The following is an 18836-nucleotide window of genomic DNA, read 5'->3' as shown; positions in this document are numbered from 1 at the left end:
CGCAGGCAAGGAGGCCGCGATGACGGGCAATACAGGCAGCACGGGCAGCCGGATCGAGCCCGGCATGACGACCGATTTCAAGGACCGGATGGACTACGGCTCCTATCTCGGTCTCGACCTCTTGCTCGCGGCGCAGAAGCCGCTCAGCGACGCCCCCGACGAACTGCTGTTCATCACCATCCACCAGGTCCAGGAGCTCTGGCTCAAGCTCGCGACCCATGAGCTCGACGGCGCCATCGCCGCGCTTCGCGACGACGAATTGCAGCCGGCGTTCAAGTCGCTGGCGCGGGTCTCACGCATCCAGGCCCAGCTGATCAGCGCCTGGGACGTGCTCTCGACGATGACACCGGCCGACTATCTCGCCTTCCGCGGCGCGCTCGGCCAATCCTCCGGCTTCCAGTCCTACCAGTACCGCGCCCTCGAATTCCGGCTGGGGGCCAAGGACCCGCGCATGCTGGCGATGCACAAGCACCATGAGGCGCATCACGCCCATCTCGAAGCGCTGCTGGCGGCGCCGAGCCTCTATGACGAGGCCTTGCGGCTGCTCGCCCGGCACGGCCTGCCGGTGCCGGCCGAATGCCTGGAGCGCGACTGGCGCCAGCCCCATGTCTCGAACCCGGCGGTGCGCGCGGCCTGGCTCACGGTCTATCGCGACACCCATCGCTATTTCGACCTCTACGAGCTCGCCGAGGAACTGGTCGACGTCGAGGACCAGTTCCAGCAATGGCGCTTCCGCCACATGAAGACGGTGGAGCGCATCATCGGCTTCAAGCCCGGCACCGGCGGCTCCAGCGGCGTCAAGTTCCTGAGAACGGCGCTGGAGCGCTCCTTCTTCCCGGAGCTCTGGGAGCTGCGCAGCGAGCTCTAGGTCGCAGCCGTCAGCCCGCTCCCGAATTCCCGCTCGTCATGCTCGCCCTTGTGGCGAGCATCCACGTCTTGAGCATCGCTCTCGCGCAGAGAAGACGTGGATGGTCGGGACAAGCCCGACCATGACGGAAAAAATCCGGTCCGACTTCGGGGCTCAACGGCTCGCGTCCCCCCAAAGAGCGATGGCGGAACTACGTCCTACTCCTGATTGCCGAAGGTCATGTCGCGCCGCGCCGTCAGGATACTGATCGAATAGCCGGCGACGACGTCGACCAGCGACATCAGCGTGATGATCAGGAAAGTGCCGGTGCCGAAGCCCGGAACGAACAGGAAGATCAGCCCGCAGGCGATGAACAGCACCAGCGACAGGCCGTGATTGAAGATCGAGCTCGATTTGGCACTGGTCGCGTTCATGATCTCGAAGAACAACACGATGGTCGAGATCGAGAGCAGGAGCTCGCTCATCGTCAGGGTGAAGACCGAGCCGGACGGCAGCGCAAGATTCAGGAGTTCGCGCGAGAGCGGCACGCCCATGGCGGCGACCGCGACGCCGTAGGCGACGACCGCCAGCAGCATGAAGGGAAAGAAGCGCGCCATCTCGTAATCCTGTCATTGTCGGGCCGCAGCCTGTCGTTGCGGAACACCCGGAGCCGTTAAAGCATGTCCGGCCGCATCGGGAAGTAATTTTGCGGCAGGAGCGGGTCCGCGCCTCGATTTCTATCCAGCACCCTTTCGGCGCGCCAATACGCGGCTGCCGCAAGGGCGCTCTGCCGCCGCTTCGCGTTGCCGCCGCAGATTGGAACTGATAGAACCACGCCATGAACAAGAAGCCGCACATTCAGGACGGTTGCCGGCGCGTGCTGCGCCGCACGCTGAATCCGCGCCGCTTCCCGACGACGCAGGGCTTTGCCGCGTTGCATGACCACGCCCGCCTGCCCTGGCGCTTCTTCGGCCGCTTCACCGCTTCGCTCGCAGCCGGCCTTAGCCAGGCCTGAGACCGGCCGTCCGGCCGGCGACAGGCCCGCCTCACGCGCCCCGGCCCGCCCGGCCACCCAGTTCGATTTCCGTACCGAAGGCACGAAGCCCATGACTGCGACCAAAGCCCCGACCACACTCTACGACAAGATTTTCGACGACCATGTCGTCGACCGCCAGGACGACGGCACCTGCCTGCTCTATATCGACCGCCACCTCGTCCATGAGGTCACCAGCCCGCAGGCGTTCGAAGGGCTGCGCATGAGCGGCCGCAAGGTCCACGCGCCGGAGAAGACGCTCGCCGTCGTCGACCACAACATCCCGACCACCGACCGCAGCAAGGGTATCGCCGAGGAGGAGAGCCGCATCCAGGTCGAGGCTCTGGCCAAGAACGCCAAGGAATTCGGCGTCCTGTATTTCGATGAGCTCGATATCCGCCAGGGCATCGTCCACATCGTCGGCCCCGAGCAGGGCTTCACCCTGCCCGGCACGACCATCGTCTGCGGCGACAGCCACACCTCGACGCATGGCGCTTTCGGCGCACTGGCACACGGCATCGGCACCTCAGAGGTCGAGCATGTGCTCGCGACCCAGACGCTGATCCAGAAGAAGGCCAGGAACATGCTCGTCCAGGTGGACGGCACGCTGGCCAAGGGCGTCACCGCCAAGGACATCACCCTCGCCATCATCGGCGAGATCGGCACCGCCGGCGGCACCGGCTCGGTGATCGAATATGCCGGCGACGCCATCCGCGCCCTCACCATGGAAGGGCGGATGACCGTCTGCAACATGGCGATCGAGGGCGGCGCGCGCGCCGGCATGGTCGCCCCCGACGAGAAGGCCTTCGCCTATCTCGAGGGCCGGCCGCGGGCACCGCAGGGCGCCGCCTGGGACGAGGCCGTGCGCTACTGGGAGACGCTGCGCTCCGACGAGGGCGCGCATTTCGACCGCATCGTCAAGCTCGACGCCAACAACCTGCCGCCGATCGTCTCCTGGGGCACGAGCCCCGAGGACGTGATCTCGGTCGCCGGCGCCGTGCCGGATCCCGATCAGATCGCCGACGAGGTCAAGCGCGCCTCGAAGAAGCGGGCGCTCGAATATATGGGCCTGACCGCCGGCACCAAGATGACCGACATCCCGCTCGACGTGATCTGGATCGGCTCCTGCACCAATGGCCGGATCGAGGATCTGCGCGCCGTCGCCAAGATCGTCGAGGGCAAGAAGATCCATGCCAGCCTGGACTACGCCATGGTGGTGCCGGGCTCGGGCCTGGTGAAGCAGCAGGCCGAGGCCGAAGGCATCGACAAGATCCTGATCGCCGCCGGCTTCGAATGGCGCGAGCCGGGCTGCTCGATGTGCCTCGGCATGAACCCCGACCAGCTCAAGCCGGGCCAGCGCGCCGCCTCGACCTCGAACCGCAATTTCGAGGGCCGGCAGGGCTATCGTGGCCGTACCCACCTCGTCTCCCCCGCCATGGCGGCGGCTGCGGCGCTGGCCGGCCACTTCGTCGACGTGCGCACGCTGGGCTGAAGCGCGAGGCGGTCGCGGGAGGACGTCATGAGCACCGATCCCCGCGAGGCCGCCCGTGCTGGCGAAGCCAAGGAGACCCTGGACCGCGTCAAGCGCGATTCCGAGAGCTTCCTCGGTTCGTCCATGGGCCGCGCCGCCGACCATTTCTCCGGCAAGGACGCGCCGGAAGGCGACAAGATCGAGCTCTGGGGCCGTCGTATCGGCCGCGGGCTCTCCCTGATCGCCTTCATCGGCCTGTCCTGGTGGCTCGGATACCAATTGAAGATCTGGTGATGGCAGGCGTTTGATGGCAAGCGTTCCCTCGATCAAGGCCTCCGCCCCGGCGGAAAGCTCGCAAGGGCTCGACTGGGACGGCGTGCGCGCACCGTCGGGCGCCGAGTTCGAGATCCTCGCGCAGGCAGCCTATGACCGCCTGCCTGAGGATTTCCGCAAGCTCTGCGCCGACCTGATCATCAACGTCACCGAGTTTCCCGAGGACGATGTCCTGAAGGAGCTCGAGGCGGAGAGCCCGTTCGACCTGCTCGGCCTGTTCTCCGGCGTCGGCCTGCCGCAGCAGGGCTATGCGCCGCAGACCGGGCAGATGCCCAACACCATCCATCTCTACCGCCGCCCGATCCTCGATTACTGGGCGGAACATGACGAGAGCCTGGGGGCGATCGTGACCCATGTCCTGGTGCACGAGATCGGCCACCATTTCGGCTTCGACGACGACGACATGGAAGCGATCGAGCGGGCGGCGGGCTGACAGGCCACCGCAAGCCGCCTTCCCAACAGCATTCAGGAGATCAAGCCATGCAGCCCTTCACTACCCTGACCTCGACGCCCGCCCCGCTGAAGGTGATCAATGTCGACACTGACATGATCATCCCCAAGCAGTATCTGAAGACGATCAAGCGCACCGGGCTCGGTACCGCGCTGTTCTCGGAGATGCGCTACAAGGAAGACGGCTCGGAGAATCCGGACTTCGTCCTGAACCAGCCGGCTTATCGCAAGTCGGAGATCCTCGTCGCCGGCGACAATTTCGGCTGCGGCTCGTCGCGCGAGCACGCCCCCTGGGCCCTGCTCGACTTCGGCATCCGCTGCGTGATCTCCACCAGCTTCGCCGACATCTTCTACAATAACTGCTTCAAGAACGGCATCCTGCCGATCAAGGTCTCGCAGGAGGACCTCGACAAGCTGTTCGACGATGCCGATCGCGGCTCGAACGCGACGCTGACCATCGACCTCGAGAGCCAGACCATCAAGGGCCCCGACGGCGGCACGGTGACCTTCGAGATCGACCCGTTCCGCAAGCACTGCCTGCTCAACGGCCTCGACGATATCGGCCTGACCATGGAGAAGGCCCCGAAGATCGAGGCCTATGAGGAGAAGCTCAAGACCCGCGCCTGGGCTTGACCCCTGCGTTCGGGCCATGTGGCGGCACGGCCTTTGTCAAAAAATTCGGCCGCGGCTCCTACGAGCCGCGGCTTTTTCGTGGGCCGGCATGGCGGGCGTGACTTGAAAACGCCCTACCGCGGTGCAACATAAGCGGGCGAGGACGACCTCCCCCGTGACGGGCAGAACCGCTGGGACGACCCGGCCCGTCTCCAAGGGAGAAGATCATGGCCTGGCTCTACCTCATCGTCGCCGGCGTCCTCGAAGTCGTCTGGGCATTCTACATGAAGCAGTCGGACGGCTTCACCAAGATCACGCCGACCGTCATCACCCTCGTCACCATGATCGGCAGCTTCGCCTTGCTGGCGCTTGCGATGCGCAGCCTGCCGCTCGGCACGGCCTATACGATCTGGACCGGCATCGGTGCGGTCGGTGCTTTCATCGTCGGCATCCTGGTGCTGGGCGAGGCCGCGACGCCGATGCGCCTCGCCGCCGCCGGCCTCATCGTCTCCGGTCTGGTGATGATGAAGCTGTCGACCCACTGACACCGACCGGCTCGGCCTCGCAACCCTACGCGCATAGCCGGCAGGCAGTCGTTATTGCGAAAGGCGGCGCATCATCATGAGCGCCGCCTTCGCCTTGTCTATGTGCCATCGCCCGGTGCGGCAGCGCATCCGGGCGATGGCGATAGCTGCTGATCAGCGGATCGGCGGAGCGAACTGAATGCCGCCCTTGGACCAGAGATTGTTCAGCCCGCGCGGCAGGTTGATGCGACTGCCGGAGCCGAGATTGCGCTCATAGGACTCGCCGTAATTGCCGACATGCCGGACGATCCTCGCCGCCCACTCTGCCGTCAGGCCGAGCCCTTCGCCGAGCTTCGTGCCGACGCCGAGCAGGCGCTGCACTTCCGGATTGTCGGATTTCAGCATCTCGCCGACATTCGCAGAACTCACGCCGAGCTCCTCGGCATTGATCATCGCAAAGACGGTCCAGCGCACGATGTCGAACCACTGGTCGTCGCCCTGGCGGACATAGGGGCCGATCGGCTCCTTCGAGATCACCTCCGGCAACAGGATGTGCTCGGCGGGATCCGCCATCTTCAGCCGGTAGGAGACCAGCTGCGAGATGTCGGTCGAGATCGCGTCGCAGCGGCCGCTCTCATAGGCCTTCACCGTCTCGTCGATGCCCTGGAAGGCGACGACCTCGTACTTCATCTTGTTGACGCGGAAATAATCGGCGAGGTTCAGCTCGTTGGTGGTGCCCTGCACGGTGCAGATCGAGGCGCCGTCCAGCTCCTTCACCGACTTGATGCCGGCCTTCTTGCGCAGCTGGAAACCCTGGCCGTCATAGTAGTTCACCGCCGTGAAATCGAGGCCCTGGCCGGCGTCGCGGCTGAGCGTCCAGGTCGTGGTCCGCGGCAGCACGTCGATCTCGCCGCTTTGCAGCGCGACCAGCCGGTCCTTGCTGGCGAGCGGGATGAAGTTGACCTTGCCGGGATCGTCGAAGATCGCCGCGGCCAAAGCCCGACAGACATCGACGTCGAGCCCCGACCATTTGCCCTGTCCGTCGGCGAGGCTGAAACCGGCAATGCCGGTGCTGGTGCCGCAGAGCAACTGGCCGCGCTCCTTGACCTTCGCCAGCGTCGTCTGCGCCAGGGCACCGGTGCTGATCAGCAGTGAGCCGGCCAGCGCCAGCAGCGCGGTCTTTCCGATCCGGGACATGAACTTTCCTCCTGCGGTTGATGGTGATCGAGCCGAATTCGGCTTTCAGAGGCCCAGGCGCTCATAGCGCCGGTGGGCGGTGGGCTTGGGCGCGGGGTCGTCGCTGATCGCGATGATCTCGGCCGGATGGCTGGCGGGCGCGGCCTCGCCTTCACGCCAGAGCCAGTAATGGTTCTCCGGCAGGCCGTTGACGGCGACGACCTTGTGACCATCGGCGGCGTCGATCGCATGGATGGTGACGCGGCCGATCAATCCGCCCTTCAGGGCGCGCATGTCGTCGACGGCCTCATGGACAGCCTCCTCCACGCTCATGCCCATCTTCATGTAGAGCACCACGGCGCGGGCGGTGCCGGCCCGGATGCTCATTTCGCCGACGCCGGTGCAGGCGCAGGCGCCGTAGCGGGTATCGGCATAGGAGCCGGCCCCGATGATCGGGCTGTCGCCGAGGCGGCCAGGGTATTTCCAGCCCCAGCCGGAGGTGCTCGTCCCCGCCCCGATATGGCCAGCCTTGTCCTGCGCCAGGAAGACGGTGGTGTCGCGGCCGATCTCCGGGTCGATCGCCTGTTTGCAGAGCTCGGCCATCGGCACGTCGGGCCAGGCGGAACGATCGGCCTCGCCGACCTCGTCCGCGAACCAGCGCGCCCAGGCGGTGCGGGCATGCGGCATCAGGAGTTCCCCGGCCTCGGCCCCGATCTCGGCGGCGAAGCGCCGCGCACCCTCCCCGACCAGGAGCACATGCGGCAGCCGCTCCATCACCTGACGGGCGATGCTGATCGGATGCAGATAGCCGCCGAGCGCCCCAATCGCCCCCGTGCGAAGCGTCGAACCATCCATGACCGATGCGTCGAGCTCGACCTCGCCGAGCAGATTCGGCCAGCCACCGCGCCCGACCGTCCGAACGCTCTCATCGGCCTCGACCAGCCGGACGCCTGCCTCGATCGCGTCCAGCGCCCTGGCGCCGCCGAGGAGTTCCCGTGCCGTCGCACCGATGCCGCTGGCCCCCTCATTGTTGCTGATCGCGATCATTTCAGGCGCCTTTAGAAGAATTGAATATTGAATCCAATTTTTCTGTATCGGATGCAACCGACGTTCGCAACAGCGCCATTCTGAGGAAATGGCGCTCTCCAATGGCCTCTCGCGCAATAATTCATAGGATCCAAAATATCCGCCATAGAGCGTTCACGGGGGCGCCGGATTGAAAGAAGTACGGTTTTCCGGCAGGAACGGAGGCAAGCCGCCGAGGCCGGGAATCCAGAAATCAGGCGATGACAACCGCGACCAGCCCCGAGAAGACCATGACGCTGCACCGCGTCACGACGACCGGCCGGGTCGTCGACCTCCTGCGCGAGCAGATCCTGTCCGGCGCCCTGCCGGAAGCGACCTTGCTGCGGCAGGAGAAGCTGGCGGCAGAGTTCGGCGTCAGCCGCGTGCCGATCCGCGAGGCGCTGCACCAGCTCGAGGCCGAGGGGCTGGTGACCATGCAGTCCCATAAGGGCGCGGTCGTCTCCAGCCTGTCGATCGACGATCTCGAAGAGGTCTACGAGATCCGGGCCCGGCTCGAGACCTGGCTCCTGGAACAGTCCATGCCGCTGCTCTCAGAGCCGCATTTCCAGAAGGCCGAGGCGCTATTCGCCCAGATGGTCGAGGACCGGCGCGACGAGAACTGGTCGAACCTCAACTGGGATTTTCACGCGACGCTCTACGAGCCGGCCAATCGTCCCCAGACCCTGGCGCTGGTACGCAAGCTCTATCTCAACGCCTATCGTCACTTCCCGCTGCCGATCAGGCTGACCGGTTCGCGCGAGAAGATGAACCGCGAGCATCAGGTCCTGCTCGACCTCTGCCGGCAGGGCGACGTCGCCCGCGCCAGCGCGCATCTGGAGCAGCACATCCTGATGGGCGCCCGCCATCTGATCAGCCGGCTGAAGGCGCTGCGGCGGCAGGAGGCCGACACCGGCCGCGCCTGAACGCGCCAGCCGTTACATCACCACCGTGATCGTCTCGGCCGCGCGGGTCAGGCCGGTATAGAGCCAGCGCGCCCGATGCTCGCGAAAGGCGTAGGCCTCGTCGAACAGCACGACATCGTCCCATTGCGAGCCCTGCGCCTTGTGGACGGTGAGGGCGTAGCCGAAGGTGAACTCGTCGGTGTGGCGCCGCAGCTCCCAGGGCACCTCCTCCTCGGTGCCGTCGAAGAAGTACGGCAGCACCGAGACTTTCACCGGTTTCCCGCCGGTATCGTCCTCCGGCGTCACCCGCATGGTGACCAGCCCCTTCTTCGAGGTCTTCAGTTCCTGCACGATCCAGGCGCCGCCATTGAGCAGCCCCTTGCTCTTGTCGTTACGCAGGCAGACCAGCTTCTCGCCGACGACGGGCACGTTCGAGCTGTGCCCCATCAGCTGCCGCATCCGGGCATTGTAGCCCCGGCGCGTCTTGTTCAGGCCGACCAGCACCTGCCCGGCCGAGAGTACGATCTCGGGCGTGATCTGATCACGCCTGATCACGCGGCTCTCGCCGTATTCGCCGACCTCGAGCCGCCCGCCCTCGCGCACGATCATCGACATCCGCACGATCGGGTTGTCGGCCGCCTGGCGGTGCACCTCGGTCAGCATGATGTCGGGCTCGGCCTCGGTGAAGAAGCCGCCGCCCTTGACCGGCGGCAGCTGCGCGGGGTCGCCCAGCACCAGCACCTTTGTGCCGAAGGAGAGCAGGTCGCGGCCGAGCTCCTCGTCGACCATCGAGCATTCGTCGATGATGATCAGCTTGGCCTTGGCCGCGACACTCTCGCGGTTGAGCACGAAGGTCGGGCTCTCCTCGTCCACTCCGCGCGAGCGGTAGATCAGCGAATGGATGGTCTGCGCGCCCTCGCAGCCCTTGTTGCGCAGGACGAGGGCCGCCTTGCCGGTGAAGGCGGCGAAGACGACCGTGCCGTCGACATCCTCGGCGATGTGCCGGGCGAGCGTGGTCTTGCCGGTACCGGCATAGCCGAACAGGCGGAAAAGCTGCGGCGAGCCACTCTTCAGCCAGTCCGAGACGGCACGGAGCGCGTCGTCCTGCTGTGGCGACCAGTTCATGATGAGATCGATTCTGCGGACATGGCGCCCAATGGCCGCGAGTCGCGCTCATACGGCAAGTGCCGATCACGCAGAGCGCAGGCGTCGTGCGAACTGGTTCGCCTCGACCTGCAATGCGGTGATGCGCTCGTCGAGCCGTCTGGCACCGCTCGCTCCTTGCTCGGCACGCGTCACGCTGAGGGAATTGGCCTCGACGATCGCCGTCATCGCCTCGACGCCGCCACGTGTCACTTCCGATATGCGGGCGATGGTCTCGCCAAGATTCTGCAGCAGGCCGCTATGCGAGGCGACCATGCTGGAAATCTCGGTGCTGGTCTGCTCGACCGCACCGACACGCGTGACGATGCCGGAGATCGCGGTCGCCGCCTGCGACAGCGCCTCGTCGACCGCAACGATCCGCGTGGCCACCTTCGCCGTGGCATCGGCCGTCTGAGCCGCGAGCGCCTTGACCTCGCTCGCGACCACGGCGAAGCCGCGGCCATGCGCCCCCGCGCGGGCGGCCTCGATCGTGGCGTTCAATGCGAGCAGGTTCGTCTGGCGCGCGATCGCCTCGATCAGCGCGACGACATCGCGGATCTGGCCGGCATTATCGGTCAGCCGCCCGACCAGACTGGCCGTTCCGGCGGCGTCACGTGTCGCTTCGGTCGCCGTCTGCGAAACGCGACGGACCTCGTGATTGATCTGCTCCACCACGTCCTCGAGCCGCAGAGCCGCATCCGAGATCCGGTTCGCTTCCTCGGCGGCGTCGACCACCGCCCCCGCGGCAGCCCCGCCGCTCTGCGAGATCTGTTCGGCCTGGACGGCGGAATCGCCGAGCGCGGCCCGCAAGCCCTCGCTCGCCGCGGCGATGTCGCCGAGCAGGCGGCCGATCTTCGTCTCGAATTCCTCGGCGATGCGATGCAGCTCCTCGGTGCGGCGCGCCTGATGCGCCTGCGCCAGCCCGGCTTCGGCATCACGCGTCACCAGCGTGGCGCGCACCTCGCTCAAAGTCCGCACCGTGCGGGCGAGCTCGCCGATCTCGTCGCGCCGGCGCCGATGCGGGACCTCGATGACATGCTCGCTCGCCATGGTCGCATCGATCGCCGCCATCAGCTCGCGCAATGGCCGGGTCAGATGGGCGCGCAGCAGGGTGATGGCGAGCGCTCCACCGGCGAGCGGCAGGCCGACGGCGATCAGGAGCACCCGCAGCCGCACCTGATGCGCCAGCATCTCGGCACTCGAGGCGGCCTGCCCCGCCTGCCGGTCGAGATCGTCACGGATCGTCGCGGTGACGCTGATGATCTGGCGGACATTCTCCTTCGCCGCTTCCGCCGAGGCCTCGATCAGCGCTGCCTTGGCCGAGACGCGGCGGCCGATGTCGACAATGTCGCGCTGAAAATCGATGAAGGTGCGGATGCTGGCATCGAGCGTCGGATGGGCCTGCGACAGCTCCGGCGGCAGCGCCGAGACCAGGCTCGCACGCGCGGCATCGACCAGTTCGATCGCGGCATCGAGAGCATCGAGAGCCTGCTCGACCTGTTGTGGACTGGCGCCGTCATCGAAGCGGCTGAGCAGCGAGGCCTGCGCCACGCGGCTCGACAGCAGCGAGGCACGATTGGCGAGCTGAAGCCCGTTGAACGCTTCGCGGTCGATCTGGTGCACCGAGGCAAGGCCACCGAGCGCGCCCGCCAGCCCCAGCGCCGCAGCGATCCCGAACAGCGCGAAGAGCAGGGTGATCTTCGCCGTCAAACCAAAGCGCCGCATCTCGCCTCACTACCGTTTCGCGCGCGGCCTTTCTCGCAACCGCGAGCGAACAGATCCTTAATGAAGCCAGCTAAGCATTTGAAATAATAAGAATTTTTCGACAGGACATCGGCCGAGACTCAAGCCATCAGGCTGTCGAGGCCACGGCGCAGACCGGGCTGCTCACCGACGCGCCGCGCCGCCAGCAAGGTTCCCCCCACATAGGGAGCAGCGGAGGTGCCGGCATCGTGGCGAATGACCAAGCGCTCATCCTCAAGGCCGAACACCGCCTCGCAGGAGAGTACGAAGCCGGGCATGCGCAGCGAATGCACCTGTACCGGATGCGGCACACCGATCGCGCCGCCGCGCGTCTCGCGGACCCCGCCGAGCGCGGAGACGGGCAGCGAGGTCGCGGCCATGCGCTCGGCAGCGAGCGTTTCGGCCAGTTCGAAACCCGTGCCCGAGGGCGTGTCCGGCTTTCCGGGCGAGGAATAGTCGATGATCTCGACATCCGGCACATATTTCACCGCCTCGCGGGCGAAACGCCGCAGCAGCGTCGCGGTGATCGAGAAATTGCCGGCGGCGAGCACCCCGACGCCCGCTGCGAGCGCGGCCTGCTCGATCCCGGCATAGTCCGCGCCCGACATGCCGGAGGTGCCGACCACGACATGGCGCCCGGCGGCGATCGCCGAAAGCACGTTGCTCTTCACGCTGTCCGGCTTGGTGTAGTCGATCAGCACATCGCTCGGCACGCCAAGCGCCTCCGCGACCGTTGCGAAGATCGGCAGCCCGCTCGCCGGCAATTCCGCCGCCTCGCCGAGATCGCGCCCGGCGGCCTGGCGCGAAACGCCCGCGACCAGTTCGAGATCGGGCGCGGCCATGATCGCGGCGACGAGCGCCTTGCCGACCCAGCCGGTGCAGCCGGCAAGCGTGATGCGGATCATGAACGGTTCCTCACAAGCTTCGAACAAGCGAGGATTAGGCGAGCGTCTGGCTCAGGTCCATCGCGACCGGCTTGTGGACAGCCGCGGCATTTACCAGGGGATCGTTTCGCCCTTCCAGGTCCGGAAGCTGTTGGTCTGCGCCATGCCGGAAGCGTCGATGGTTTCGATCAACCCGGCGGCGCTCTCCGTCGCCGGGATATCGGCCCCGCCGCCACCCATATCGGTCTGCACCCAGCCGGGATGGAACAGCAGCACGGCGATCTCGCTGGCGCGCACCGCATTGCCGAGGACGACCATCACCATGTTCACCGCGGCCTTGGAGGATCGGTAGGCGATGGCGCCGGACGGATTGCCGCCGAGCGAGCCCATTCGGCTCGAGATCGTCGCGATCTTCCGCCCGCTGCCCGCCTCGAGATTGGGCAGGAAGGCCTGCGCCACCCGCAAGGGCGCGTAGACATTGACCTCGAAGACCTCGCGCCAGGCGTCGAAATCCATATCGAAGGCCGATTGTCGGTCCCGCGGCCCGTAAATGCCTGCATTGTTGACGAGCACGTCGAGCGGCCGCCCGGCGAGCGCCCGCTTGGCAGCGGCGACGCTTTCGTCGGAGGTCACGTCGAGTTCGAGCGGCGTCAGTTGCCCGACATGCACGCCTGCCAGCTCGGCCAGCGCCCCGCCCCAGGGATCGCGCGCCGCGGCGATCACATGATCGCCCCGCCGCAGCAACTCCATGGTCAGGGCCAGTCCGATGCCGCGATTGGCACCGGTGATCATCCAGGTCTGGGGCATGGTCGGTCTCCTTCGCGCAAGCGTCGTTGCAAGGAGACTTCAGCCGGCGGAGCAATCCAAGGCGACAATGCGCAATTCCGGATTGCTTCGCCGTGCTCCCGACGACGACAAGCGAGGAGCTATGCCTCAGCCCTTGCGCTTTCCATAGCCCCCGGCCGTCGGCGTCAGCACGGTCACCGCCTCGCCGGCCTCCAGGAAGGTCTGGTCGGAGGGCTTGAGCTCCTCGACCTCGCCCGAGAGCCGGCGCACCAGCGTCCGCCCGAGCTCGCCCGGCTCGCCGCCCTTCATGCCGAAGGGCCTGACCTTGCGATGCGAGGCGAGGATGGCGCAGTCCATGCTCTTGCGGAACCGGATGGTGCGGCTGGTGCCGTCGCCGGCATTCCACTCGCCCTTGCCGCCGGAGCCGGCGCGGATGTGGAAGTCCTCGAGCACGACCGGGAAGCGCGTCTCCAGGATCTCCGGATCGGTCAGGCGCGAATTGGTCATGTGGACATGCACGCCCGAGGTGCCGTTGAAGCCCGGCCCCGCCGGCGAGCCCGAGCAGATCGTCTCGTAATACTGGTACTCGTCATTGCCGAAGGTCAGGTTGTTCATCGTGCCCTGCGAGCAGGCCATCGCCTCCAGCGCGCCGAACAGCGTGTTGGTCACCGCCTGGCTGACCTCGACATTGCCCGCGACGACGGCGGCCGGATAGCGCGGCGCCAGCATCGAGCCTTCCGGCACGATCACCTTGATCGGCCGCAGGCAGCCGGCATTCATCGGGATCGCATCGTCGACCATGACGCGGAAAACATAGAGCACGGCGGCGCGGGTGACGGGCGCCGGCGCGTTGAAGTTGTCCTCGCGCTGCGGCGAAGTGCCGGTGAAATCGACGGTCGCCTCGCGCTTCTCGCGATCGACGGTGATCTTCACCTTGATCGCGCAGCCCTGGTCCATCGGATAGGTGAACTCGCAGTCATGCAGACGGGCAAGCAGCCTGGCGACGCTCTCGGCGGCGTTGTCCTGGACATGGCCCATATAGGCCTGGACGACGTCGAGGCCGAAGGAGCCGATCATCTTCTTCAGCTCTGCCACGCCCTTTTCATTGGCCGCGATCTGGGCCTTCAGGTCGTTGACGTTCTGGACGACGTTGCGCACCGGATAGCGCGCGCCGGTCAGGAGCTGGACCAACTCCTCCTCGCAGAAGCGGCCGCGATCGACGATCTTGAAATTGTCGATATAGACGCCTTCCTCCTCGATATTCGTCGCCAGCGGCGACATCGAGCCCGGCGCGGTTCCGCCGACATCGGCATGGTGGCCGCGGCTGGCGACCCAGAACAGGATCTCCTTGTCCTGCGTATCGAAGACCGGCGTGCAGATCGTGATGTCGGGCAGGTGCGTGCCGCCATTATAAGGCGCGTTCAGGCAGTAGACGTCGCCCGGCCGGATCACCGGATTGTTCGCGATCACGGTCTCGACCGACTTGTCCATCGAACCGAGATGCACCGGCATGTGCGGGGCATTGGCGACGAGGCCGCCGGTCTGGTCGAAGACCGCGCAGGAGAAGTCGAGCCGCTCCTTGATGTTCACGGAATAGGCGGTGTTCTGCAGCGTCACGCCCATCTGCTCGGCGATCGACATGAACAGGTTGTTGAAGATCTCGAGCATCACCGGATCGGCCTTGGTGCCGATCGCCGCCTGCTGGACCAGCGGCTTGCTGCGGGTCAGCACGAGATGATCCTTGGCCGTGAGCCTGGCGCTCCAGCCCTCCTCGACCACCACGGTCTGGTTGGGCTCGATCACGATGGCAGGGCCGGCAATGTTCTGGCCGGGCTTCATCGCCTCGCGGCGAATGATCGCCGCGTCATGCCAGCGCCCCTGCGAGAACAGGCGGGTGCGCTCGGCGGCGACCGGCTCGCCCGCGCCTTCGCTCGCCAGCGCTTCCTCGAACCGGGCGCCGCCGCCGACCGCCTCGACCTCGACCGCCTCGACGACCAGAGCCTTGGTCTCGTCGATGAAGCCGAAGCGCGCCTTGTGTGCGCTCTGGAAAGCGGCCTGCATCTCCTCCCGGCTGCCGAAAGGCGTCGCGATCGCCGTATCGGTCCCGGCATAGCGGATATGGGCGCGCACATGCAGGGCGATATCGCCCTCGGCGACGCCCTGGCCGGCGACCTCCGCCTTCGTCTCGGCACCGAGGCGCTCCGCGACCGCCGCGATCGCGGCCTTGGCCTCGGCATCGAGGGCGACGTCGAGCGCCGCGGTCCGCGTCGCACGAATCTCGGCGAGGCCCATGCCATAGGCCGAGAGCAGGCCGGAGAACGGGTGCAGCAGCACGGTCTTGATGCCGAGCGCGTCGGCGACGAGGCAGGCATGCTGGCCGCCGGCGCCGCCGAAGGAGTTCAGCGCATAGCGGGTGATGTCATAGCCGCGCTGCACCGAGATCTTCTTGATCGCCTCCGCCATGTTGGCGACGGCGATCTGGATGAAGCCATCGGCGACCTCCTCTGGCGAGCGGCCATCGCCGACCTCTGCCGCCAGCGCCGCGAACTTGGCGCGCACCGTCTCGACGTCGAGCGGCGCATCCTGCTTCGGGCCGAAGATCGCCGGGAAATAGGACGGGATCAGCTTGCCGACCATGACGTTCGCGTCGGTCACGGCGAGTGGGCCGCCGCGGCGATAGGCGGCAGGGCCGGGATTGGCGCCGGCTGAATCGGGACCGACGCGGAAGCGGGCCCCGTCATAGTGGAGAATGGACCCTCCACCTGCGGCAACCGTATGGATCAGCATCATCGGCGCGCGCATGCGCACGCCGGCGACCTCGGTCTCGAAGGCGCGCTCGTATTCGCCGTCGAAATGGGCGACATCGGTCGAGGTGCCGCCCATGTCGAAGCCGATCACCTTGTCGAACCCGGCAGAGCGGCCGGTCTCGGCGAGGCCGACGACGCCGCCGGCCGGACCCGACAGGATCGCGTCCTTACCCTGGAAGAGTTCGGCCGCGGTGAGCCCGCCCGAGGACATCATGAACATCAGCCGCGCGCCGGTGCGGACGATGTCGAGCTCTTCGGAAACCTGCGCGACATAGCGGCCGAGGATCGGCGAGAGATAGGCGTCGACCACCGCCGTGTCGCCGCGGCCGACCAGCTTGATCAGCGGCGAAACCTCATGGCTGACCGAAACCTGCGGAAAACCGATCTCACGGGCGATGCGCGCCGTGGCCTGCTCATGCGCCGAATAGCGATAGCCGTGCATGAAGACGATGGCGACGGCGCGGAAACCGTCATCATATCGCGCCTGCAGTGCGGTGCGGATCGCGGCCTCGTTGGGAGCACGCTCGACCGTGCCGTCGGCAAGGACCCGTTCCTCGACCTCGACCACAGCCTCATAGAGCTGCTCCGGCTTGATGATCTCCTTGGCGAAGATGTTCGGGCGGGCCTGATAGCCGATGCGCAGCGCATCGCGGAAACCTTTGGTCGTGACCAGCAGCGTCCGATCGCCCTTGCGCTCGAGCAGCGCATTGGTCGCGACCGTGGTGCCCATGCGCACTTCGCCGACCAGCCCGGCCGGAATCGGCTCGCCCGTCTTCAACCCGAGATGGTCGCGAATGCCCTGCACGGCCGCGTCGCGATACGCCCCCGGATTCTCGGAGAGCAGCTTCCTGGCGTGAAGCTTGCCTTCGAGATCGCGGCCGATCACGTCGGTGAAGGTGCCGCCACGATCGATCCAGAAGTCCCAACGGCTGGCAGTCATCGCACCCTCCCGGAGATCAAAAAACAACATCGACACTTCATCGATAAATCGTCGATGAAAAATTGACAAGCTCATTCCGCCGGCTACGATCTCGATTGTGACCGGAACAAGGCAGAGGGGCCAGACCGTGCAAGCAACCAGGAGAGGGCAATGACGGGATCGGCACTGGCCGCCGGCAGGCGCGTCGCAAAACGACGCGACCTGACGGCGCATGGCGAGGCGCGCGCATGATTCGTCGCATACTCGACATGCTCTACCTGGTTTCCGGCTGGCTCGCCGGGATCAGTCTCGTGGCGATCTTCGCTTTGATGATGTTCCTGTCGATCGGGCGCGAGATCAACTTCAACATTCCCTCCGGTGACGACTTCGCCTCCTGGGCCTTGGTGGCGATGGCCTTTCTCGGCCTGGGCCACACCTTCAAGCGCGGCGAGATGATCCGCGTCGGCCTGCTAATCGAGCGCCTGGAAGGCGGCCGCAGGCGCGCCGCAGAGCTGAGCGCCCTGACGATCGCCGCAGCTTTCATCTGCTATTTCACCTATCAGGCCGGACGCTTGGCCCATGATTCCTGGCGCTTCGACGACATGTCGACCGGCGTCGTCTCGGTGCCCTTGTGGATCCCGCAGCTCGGCATGGTAATCGGGCTCGGCATTCTGCTGATCGCGCTAATCGACGAATGGGTCATCGTCGCGCGCGGGGGTCGGCCGACCTATCTGCCCAAGCCGCCACAATCGGTCGAGGAACTGGTCGAGCGCGTCGCCCAGGGCGGGGGCGTCTGATGGCGCTGCCCGAACTTTCGCTCGTCCTGCTCCTCTTCCTCGTCGGCATTCTCGCGAGCGGCGTCTGGATCGGTGTCGGCCTCGGCCTGGTCGGCCTGCTGGCGATGAATCTCGTCACCGATGTGCCGATCGGCCAGGTCCTGGCGACCACGGTCTGGAGCTCGACGGCCTCCTGGACGCTGGCCGCGTTGCCGCTCTTCATCTGGATGGGCGAGATCCTGTTCCGGACGCGGCTCTCCGAGCAGATGTTCCAGGGCCTCTCCCCCTGGCTGCAATGGCTGCCGGGCCGGCTGATCCACACCAATATCGTCGGCTGCGGCATCTTCGCGGCGGTTTCGGGCTCCTCCGCGGCGACGGTCGCGACGATCGGCAAGATCGCCCTGCCCGAGCTCAAGAAGCGCGGCTATGACGAGCGCCTGAGCCTCGGCACGCTCGCCGGCTCGGGCACGCTCGGCCTGCTGATCCCGCCATCGATCCCGATGGTGGTCTATGCCGTCACCGCCAATGTCTCGGTGCTGCAGGTCTTCCTCGGCGGCTTCCTGCCGGGCCTGCTCGTGATGGCGCTCTATATGGGCTATGTCATCGTCTGGTCCTGGCTAAACCCGGACAAGACGCCGCCGCGCGATCCCGCCATGCCACTGCGCGAGAAGCTGCGCCAATCGGCCAAGCTGGCGCCCTGCCTGCTGCTGATCGCCGCCGTGTTCCTGGCGCTGGTGCTCGGCTTCGCGACGGCAACCGAATGCGCCGCTTTCGGCGTCACGGGCGCGCTCTTCCTGGCCTGGTGGAGCGGCACGCTGACCTGGCCGACCTTCCTCGAAAGCATCATGAGCGCGACGCGGCTCACCTGCATGATCATGCTGATCCTGGCAGGTGCAGCCTTCTGCACGGCGGCAATGGGCTTCACCGGCATTCCGGCGGCGCTCGCCGCCTGGGTCAAGGGCCAGGAGCTCTCGCCGCACATGCTCGTGCTGGCGCTGACCGTGATGTACATCATCCTGGGCTGCCTGATCGACGGCATCTCGATGATCGTGCTGACCGCCGTCATCGTCCTGCCAATGGTCAAGGAGGCCGGCTTCGACCTCGTCTGGTTCGGCGTCTACCTCGTCATCCATGTCGAGATGGCGCAGATCACCCCGCCGGTCGGCTTCAACCTGTTCGTGCTGCAGAACATGAGCGGCAAGGACACCTGGACGGTTGCGAGGGCCGCTTTTCCGTTCTTCATTCTGCTGAACATCGCGGTGCTGATCATCACGACCTTCCCGCAGATCGTGCTCTATTTGCCGAAGCTCGCCTTCCCGGATTGAGATCAAGACCAAGACCAAAGCCAACAGAGAGGGAAAACGA

Annotated in this window: 18 protein-coding genes; 10 read left to right on the top strand and 8 right to left on the bottom strand. The window is 66.3% G+C overall.

Annotated elements, in window-relative coordinates; translation table 11 throughout:
• Positions 1–19 precede the first annotated feature (19 nt).
• Complete coding sequence (kynA, locus tag J0J10_RS15385; protein WP_291638813.1) at positions 20–868, top strand: tryptophan 2,3-dioxygenase; 849 nt, start codon at positions 20–22, stop codon at positions 866–868.
• A gap of 197 nt (positions 869–1065) precedes the next feature.
• On the opposite strand, the gene J0J10_RS15380 is transcribed toward kynA, so the two are convergent.
• Positions 1066–1464 carry a hypothetical protein gene (locus J0J10_RS15380; protein ID WP_291638812.1) on the bottom strand — a complete coding sequence of 133 codons (399 nt, stop codon included), beginning with the start codon at positions 1462–1464 and terminating at the stop codon, positions 1066–1068.
• 221 nt (positions 1465–1685) lie between these two features.
• Between J0J10_RS15380 and J0J10_RS15375 the strand changes: the two genes are divergently transcribed.
• From J0J10_RS15375 to sugE, 6 genes are all read left to right on the top strand, one after another.
• The gene (locus J0J10_RS15375) at positions 1686–1862 is read left to right on the top strand and encodes a hypothetical protein (RefSeq protein ID WP_291638811.1); all 177 of its coding nucleotides are present in this window, start codon (positions 1686–1688) and stop codon (positions 1860–1862) included.
• Between the two features lie 91 nt (positions 1863–1953).
• Positions 1954–3372 carry a 3-isopropylmalate dehydratase large subunit gene (gene leuC, locus J0J10_RS15370; RefSeq protein WP_291647302.1) on the top strand — a complete coding sequence of 473 codons (1419 nt, stop codon included), beginning with the start codon at positions 1954–1956 and terminating at the stop codon, positions 3370–3372.
• A 27-nt stretch (positions 3373–3399) separates the two neighbouring features.
• Positions 3400–3645, top strand: coding sequence for a hypothetical protein (locus tag J0J10_RS15365; protein WP_291647301.1), 246 nt, complete (start codon positions 3400–3402; stop codon positions 3643–3645).
• A 13-nt stretch (positions 3646–3658) separates the two neighbouring features.
• On the top strand, positions 3659–4117 hold the full coding sequence (locus J0J10_RS15360) for a metallopeptidase family protein (protein ID WP_291647300.1): 459 nt from the start codon (positions 3659–3661) through the stop codon (positions 4115–4117).
• Positions 4118–4164: 47 nt separating this feature from the next.
• Complete coding sequence (gene leuD / locus J0J10_RS15355; protein ID WP_291638807.1) at positions 4165–4767, top strand: 3-isopropylmalate dehydratase small subunit; 603 nt, start codon at positions 4165–4167, stop codon at positions 4765–4767.
• 206 nt (positions 4768–4973) lie between these two features.
• The gene (gene sugE / locus J0J10_RS15350; RefSeq protein WP_291638806.1) at positions 4974–5291 is read left to right on the top strand and encodes a quaternary ammonium compound efflux SMR transporter SugE; all 318 of its coding nucleotides are present in this window, start codon (positions 4974–4976) and stop codon (positions 5289–5291) included.
• Positions 5292–5444: 153 nt separating this feature from the next.
• Here sugE and J0J10_RS15345 read toward each other — a convergent pair whose 3' ends face one another.
• Both J0J10_RS15345 and J0J10_RS15340 read right to left on the bottom strand, forming a co-directional pair.
• Complete coding sequence (locus J0J10_RS15345; protein ID WP_291647299.1) at positions 5445–6467, bottom strand: amino acid ABC transporter substrate-binding protein; 1023 nt, start codon at positions 6465–6467, stop codon at positions 5445–5447.
• 45 nt (positions 6468–6512) lie between these two features.
• Positions 6513–7493, bottom strand: a complete 981-nt coding sequence (locus tag J0J10_RS15340) for a N(4)-(beta-N-acetylglucosaminyl)-L-asparaginase (RefSeq protein WP_291647298.1) — start codon at positions 7491–7493, stop codon at positions 6513–6515.
• A 239-nt stretch (positions 7494–7732) separates the two neighbouring features.
• Here J0J10_RS15340 and J0J10_RS15335 point away from each other — a divergent pair, with 239 nt between their 5' ends.
• Positions 7733–8434, top strand: coding sequence for a GntR family transcriptional regulator (locus J0J10_RS15335; RefSeq protein ID WP_291647297.1), 702 nt, complete (start codon positions 7733–7735; stop codon positions 8432–8434).
• A 12-nt stretch (positions 8435–8446) separates the two neighbouring features.
• On the opposite strand, the gene J0J10_RS15330 is transcribed toward J0J10_RS15335, so the two are convergent.
• The 5 genes from J0J10_RS15330 to J0J10_RS15310 form a co-directional block, all read right to left on the bottom strand.
• Positions 8447–9538: an ATP-dependent DNA helicase gene (locus J0J10_RS15330; RefSeq protein ID WP_291647296.1), complete on the bottom strand. Its 1092-nt coding sequence runs from the start codon at positions 9536–9538 to the stop codon at positions 8447–8449.
• A gap of 66 nt (positions 9539–9604) precedes the next feature.
• A complete protein-coding gene (locus J0J10_RS15325; protein ID WP_291647295.1) occupies positions 9605–11281 on the bottom strand; it encodes a methyl-accepting chemotaxis protein in 1677 nt (558 codons plus the stop codon).
• A gap of 119 nt (positions 11282–11400) precedes the next feature.
• Positions 11401–12204: a 4-hydroxy-tetrahydrodipicolinate reductase gene (gene dapB / locus J0J10_RS15320; RefSeq protein ID WP_291647294.1), complete on the bottom strand. Its 804-nt coding sequence runs from the start codon at positions 12202–12204 to the stop codon at positions 11401–11403.
• Positions 12205–12294: 90 nt separating this feature from the next.
• Positions 12295–12990 carry an SDR family oxidoreductase gene (locus J0J10_RS15315; protein WP_291647293.1) on the bottom strand — a complete coding sequence of 232 codons (696 nt, stop codon included), beginning with the start codon at positions 12988–12990 and terminating at the stop codon, positions 12295–12297.
• A gap of 126 nt (positions 12991–13116) precedes the next feature.
• Positions 13117–16716: a hydantoinase B/oxoprolinase family protein gene (locus J0J10_RS15310; protein WP_291647292.1), complete on the bottom strand. Its 3600-nt coding sequence runs from the start codon at positions 16714–16716 to the stop codon at positions 13117–13119.
• 227 nt (positions 16717–16943) lie between these two features.
• Between J0J10_RS15310 and J0J10_RS15305 the strand changes: the two genes are divergently transcribed.
• Positions 16944–17492 carry a TRAP transporter small permease gene (locus J0J10_RS15305; RefSeq protein ID WP_291647291.1) on the top strand — a complete coding sequence of 183 codons (549 nt, stop codon included), beginning with the start codon at positions 16944–16946 and terminating at the stop codon, positions 17490–17492.
• A complete protein-coding gene (locus J0J10_RS15300) occupies positions 17492–18796 on the top strand; it encodes a TRAP transporter large permease (protein ID WP_291647290.1) in 1305 nt (434 codons plus the stop codon). Before J0J10_RS15305 ends, J0J10_RS15300 begins: the two co-directional genes overlap by 1 nt.
• The last annotated feature ends 40 nt before the right edge of the window (positions 18797–18836 follow it).

The organism is Allobosea sp., assembly GCF_017308075.1.
GTDB lineage: Bacteria > Pseudomonadota > Alphaproteobacteria > Rhizobiales > Beijerinckiaceae > Allobosea.
Note: the sequence above shows the minus strand (reverse complement) of the source record. Positions and strands in the feature narration are given on the sequence as shown.

Excerpts from the sequence above, each read along its gene's own strand:
- leuC (WP_291647302.1), top strand. The coding sequence starts at position 1,954 with ATGACTGCGACCAAAGCCCCGACCACACTCTACGACAAGATTTTCGAC.
- J0J10_RS15300 (WP_291647290.1), top strand. The coding sequence starts at position 17,492 with ATGGCGCTGCCCGAACTTTCGCTCGTCCTGCTCCTCTTCCTCGTCGGC.
- J0J10_RS15380 (WP_291638812.1), bottom strand. The coding sequence starts at position 1,464 with ATGGCGCGCTTCTTTCCCTTCATGCTGCTGGCGGTCGTCGCCTACGGC.
- J0J10_RS15335 (WP_291647297.1), top strand. The coding sequence starts at position 7,733 with ATGACAACCGCGACCAGCCCCGAGAAGACCATGACGCTGCACCGCGTC.
- leuD (WP_291638807.1), top strand. The coding sequence starts at position 4,165 with ATGCAGCCCTTCACTACCCTGACCTCGACGCCCGCCCCGCTGAAGGTG.
- J0J10_RS15375 (WP_291638811.1), top strand. The coding sequence starts at position 1,686 with ATGAACAAGAAGCCGCACATTCAGGACGGTTGCCGGCGCGTGCTGCGC.
- J0J10_RS15345 (WP_291647299.1), bottom strand. The coding sequence starts at position 6,467 with ATGTCCCGGATCGGAAAGACCGCGCTGCTGGCGCTGGCCGGCTCACTG.
- J0J10_RS15365 (WP_291647301.1), top strand. The coding sequence starts at position 3,400 with ATGAGCACCGATCCCCGCGAGGCCGCCCGTGCTGGCGAAGCCAAGGAG.
- J0J10_RS15305 (WP_291647291.1), top strand. The coding sequence starts at position 16,944 with ATGATTCGTCGCATACTCGACATGCTCTACCTGGTTTCCGGCTGGCTC.
- J0J10_RS15315 (WP_291647293.1), bottom strand. The coding sequence starts at position 12,990 with ATGCCCCAGACCTGGATGATCACCGGTGCCAATCGCGGCATCGGACTG.
- J0J10_RS15330 (WP_291647296.1), bottom strand. The coding sequence starts at position 9,538 with ATGAACTGGTCGCCACAGCAGGACGACGCGCTCCGTGCCGTCTCGGAC.
- J0J10_RS15325 (WP_291647295.1), bottom strand. The coding sequence starts at position 11,281 with ATGCGGCGCTTTGGTTTGACGGCGAAGATCACCCTGCTCTTCGCGCTG.
- J0J10_RS15360 (WP_291647300.1), top strand. The coding sequence starts at position 3,659 with ATGGCAAGCGTTCCCTCGATCAAGGCCTCCGCCCCGGCGGAAAGCTCG.
- J0J10_RS15310 (WP_291647292.1), bottom strand. The coding sequence starts at position 16,716 with ATGACTGCCAGCCGTTGGGACTTCTGGATCGATCGTGGCGGCACCTTC.
- J0J10_RS15340 (WP_291647298.1), bottom strand. The coding sequence starts at position 7,493 with ATGATCGCGATCAGCAACAATGAGGGGGCCAGCGGCATCGGTGCGACG.
- kynA (WP_291638813.1), top strand. The coding sequence starts at position 20 with ATGACGGGCAATACAGGCAGCACGGGCAGCCGGATCGAGCCCGGCATG.
- sugE (WP_291638806.1), top strand. The coding sequence starts at position 4,974 with ATGGCCTGGCTCTACCTCATCGTCGCCGGCGTCCTCGAAGTCGTCTGG.
- dapB (WP_291647294.1), bottom strand. The coding sequence starts at position 12,204 with ATGATCCGCATCACGCTTGCCGGCTGCACCGGCTGGGTCGGCAAGGCG.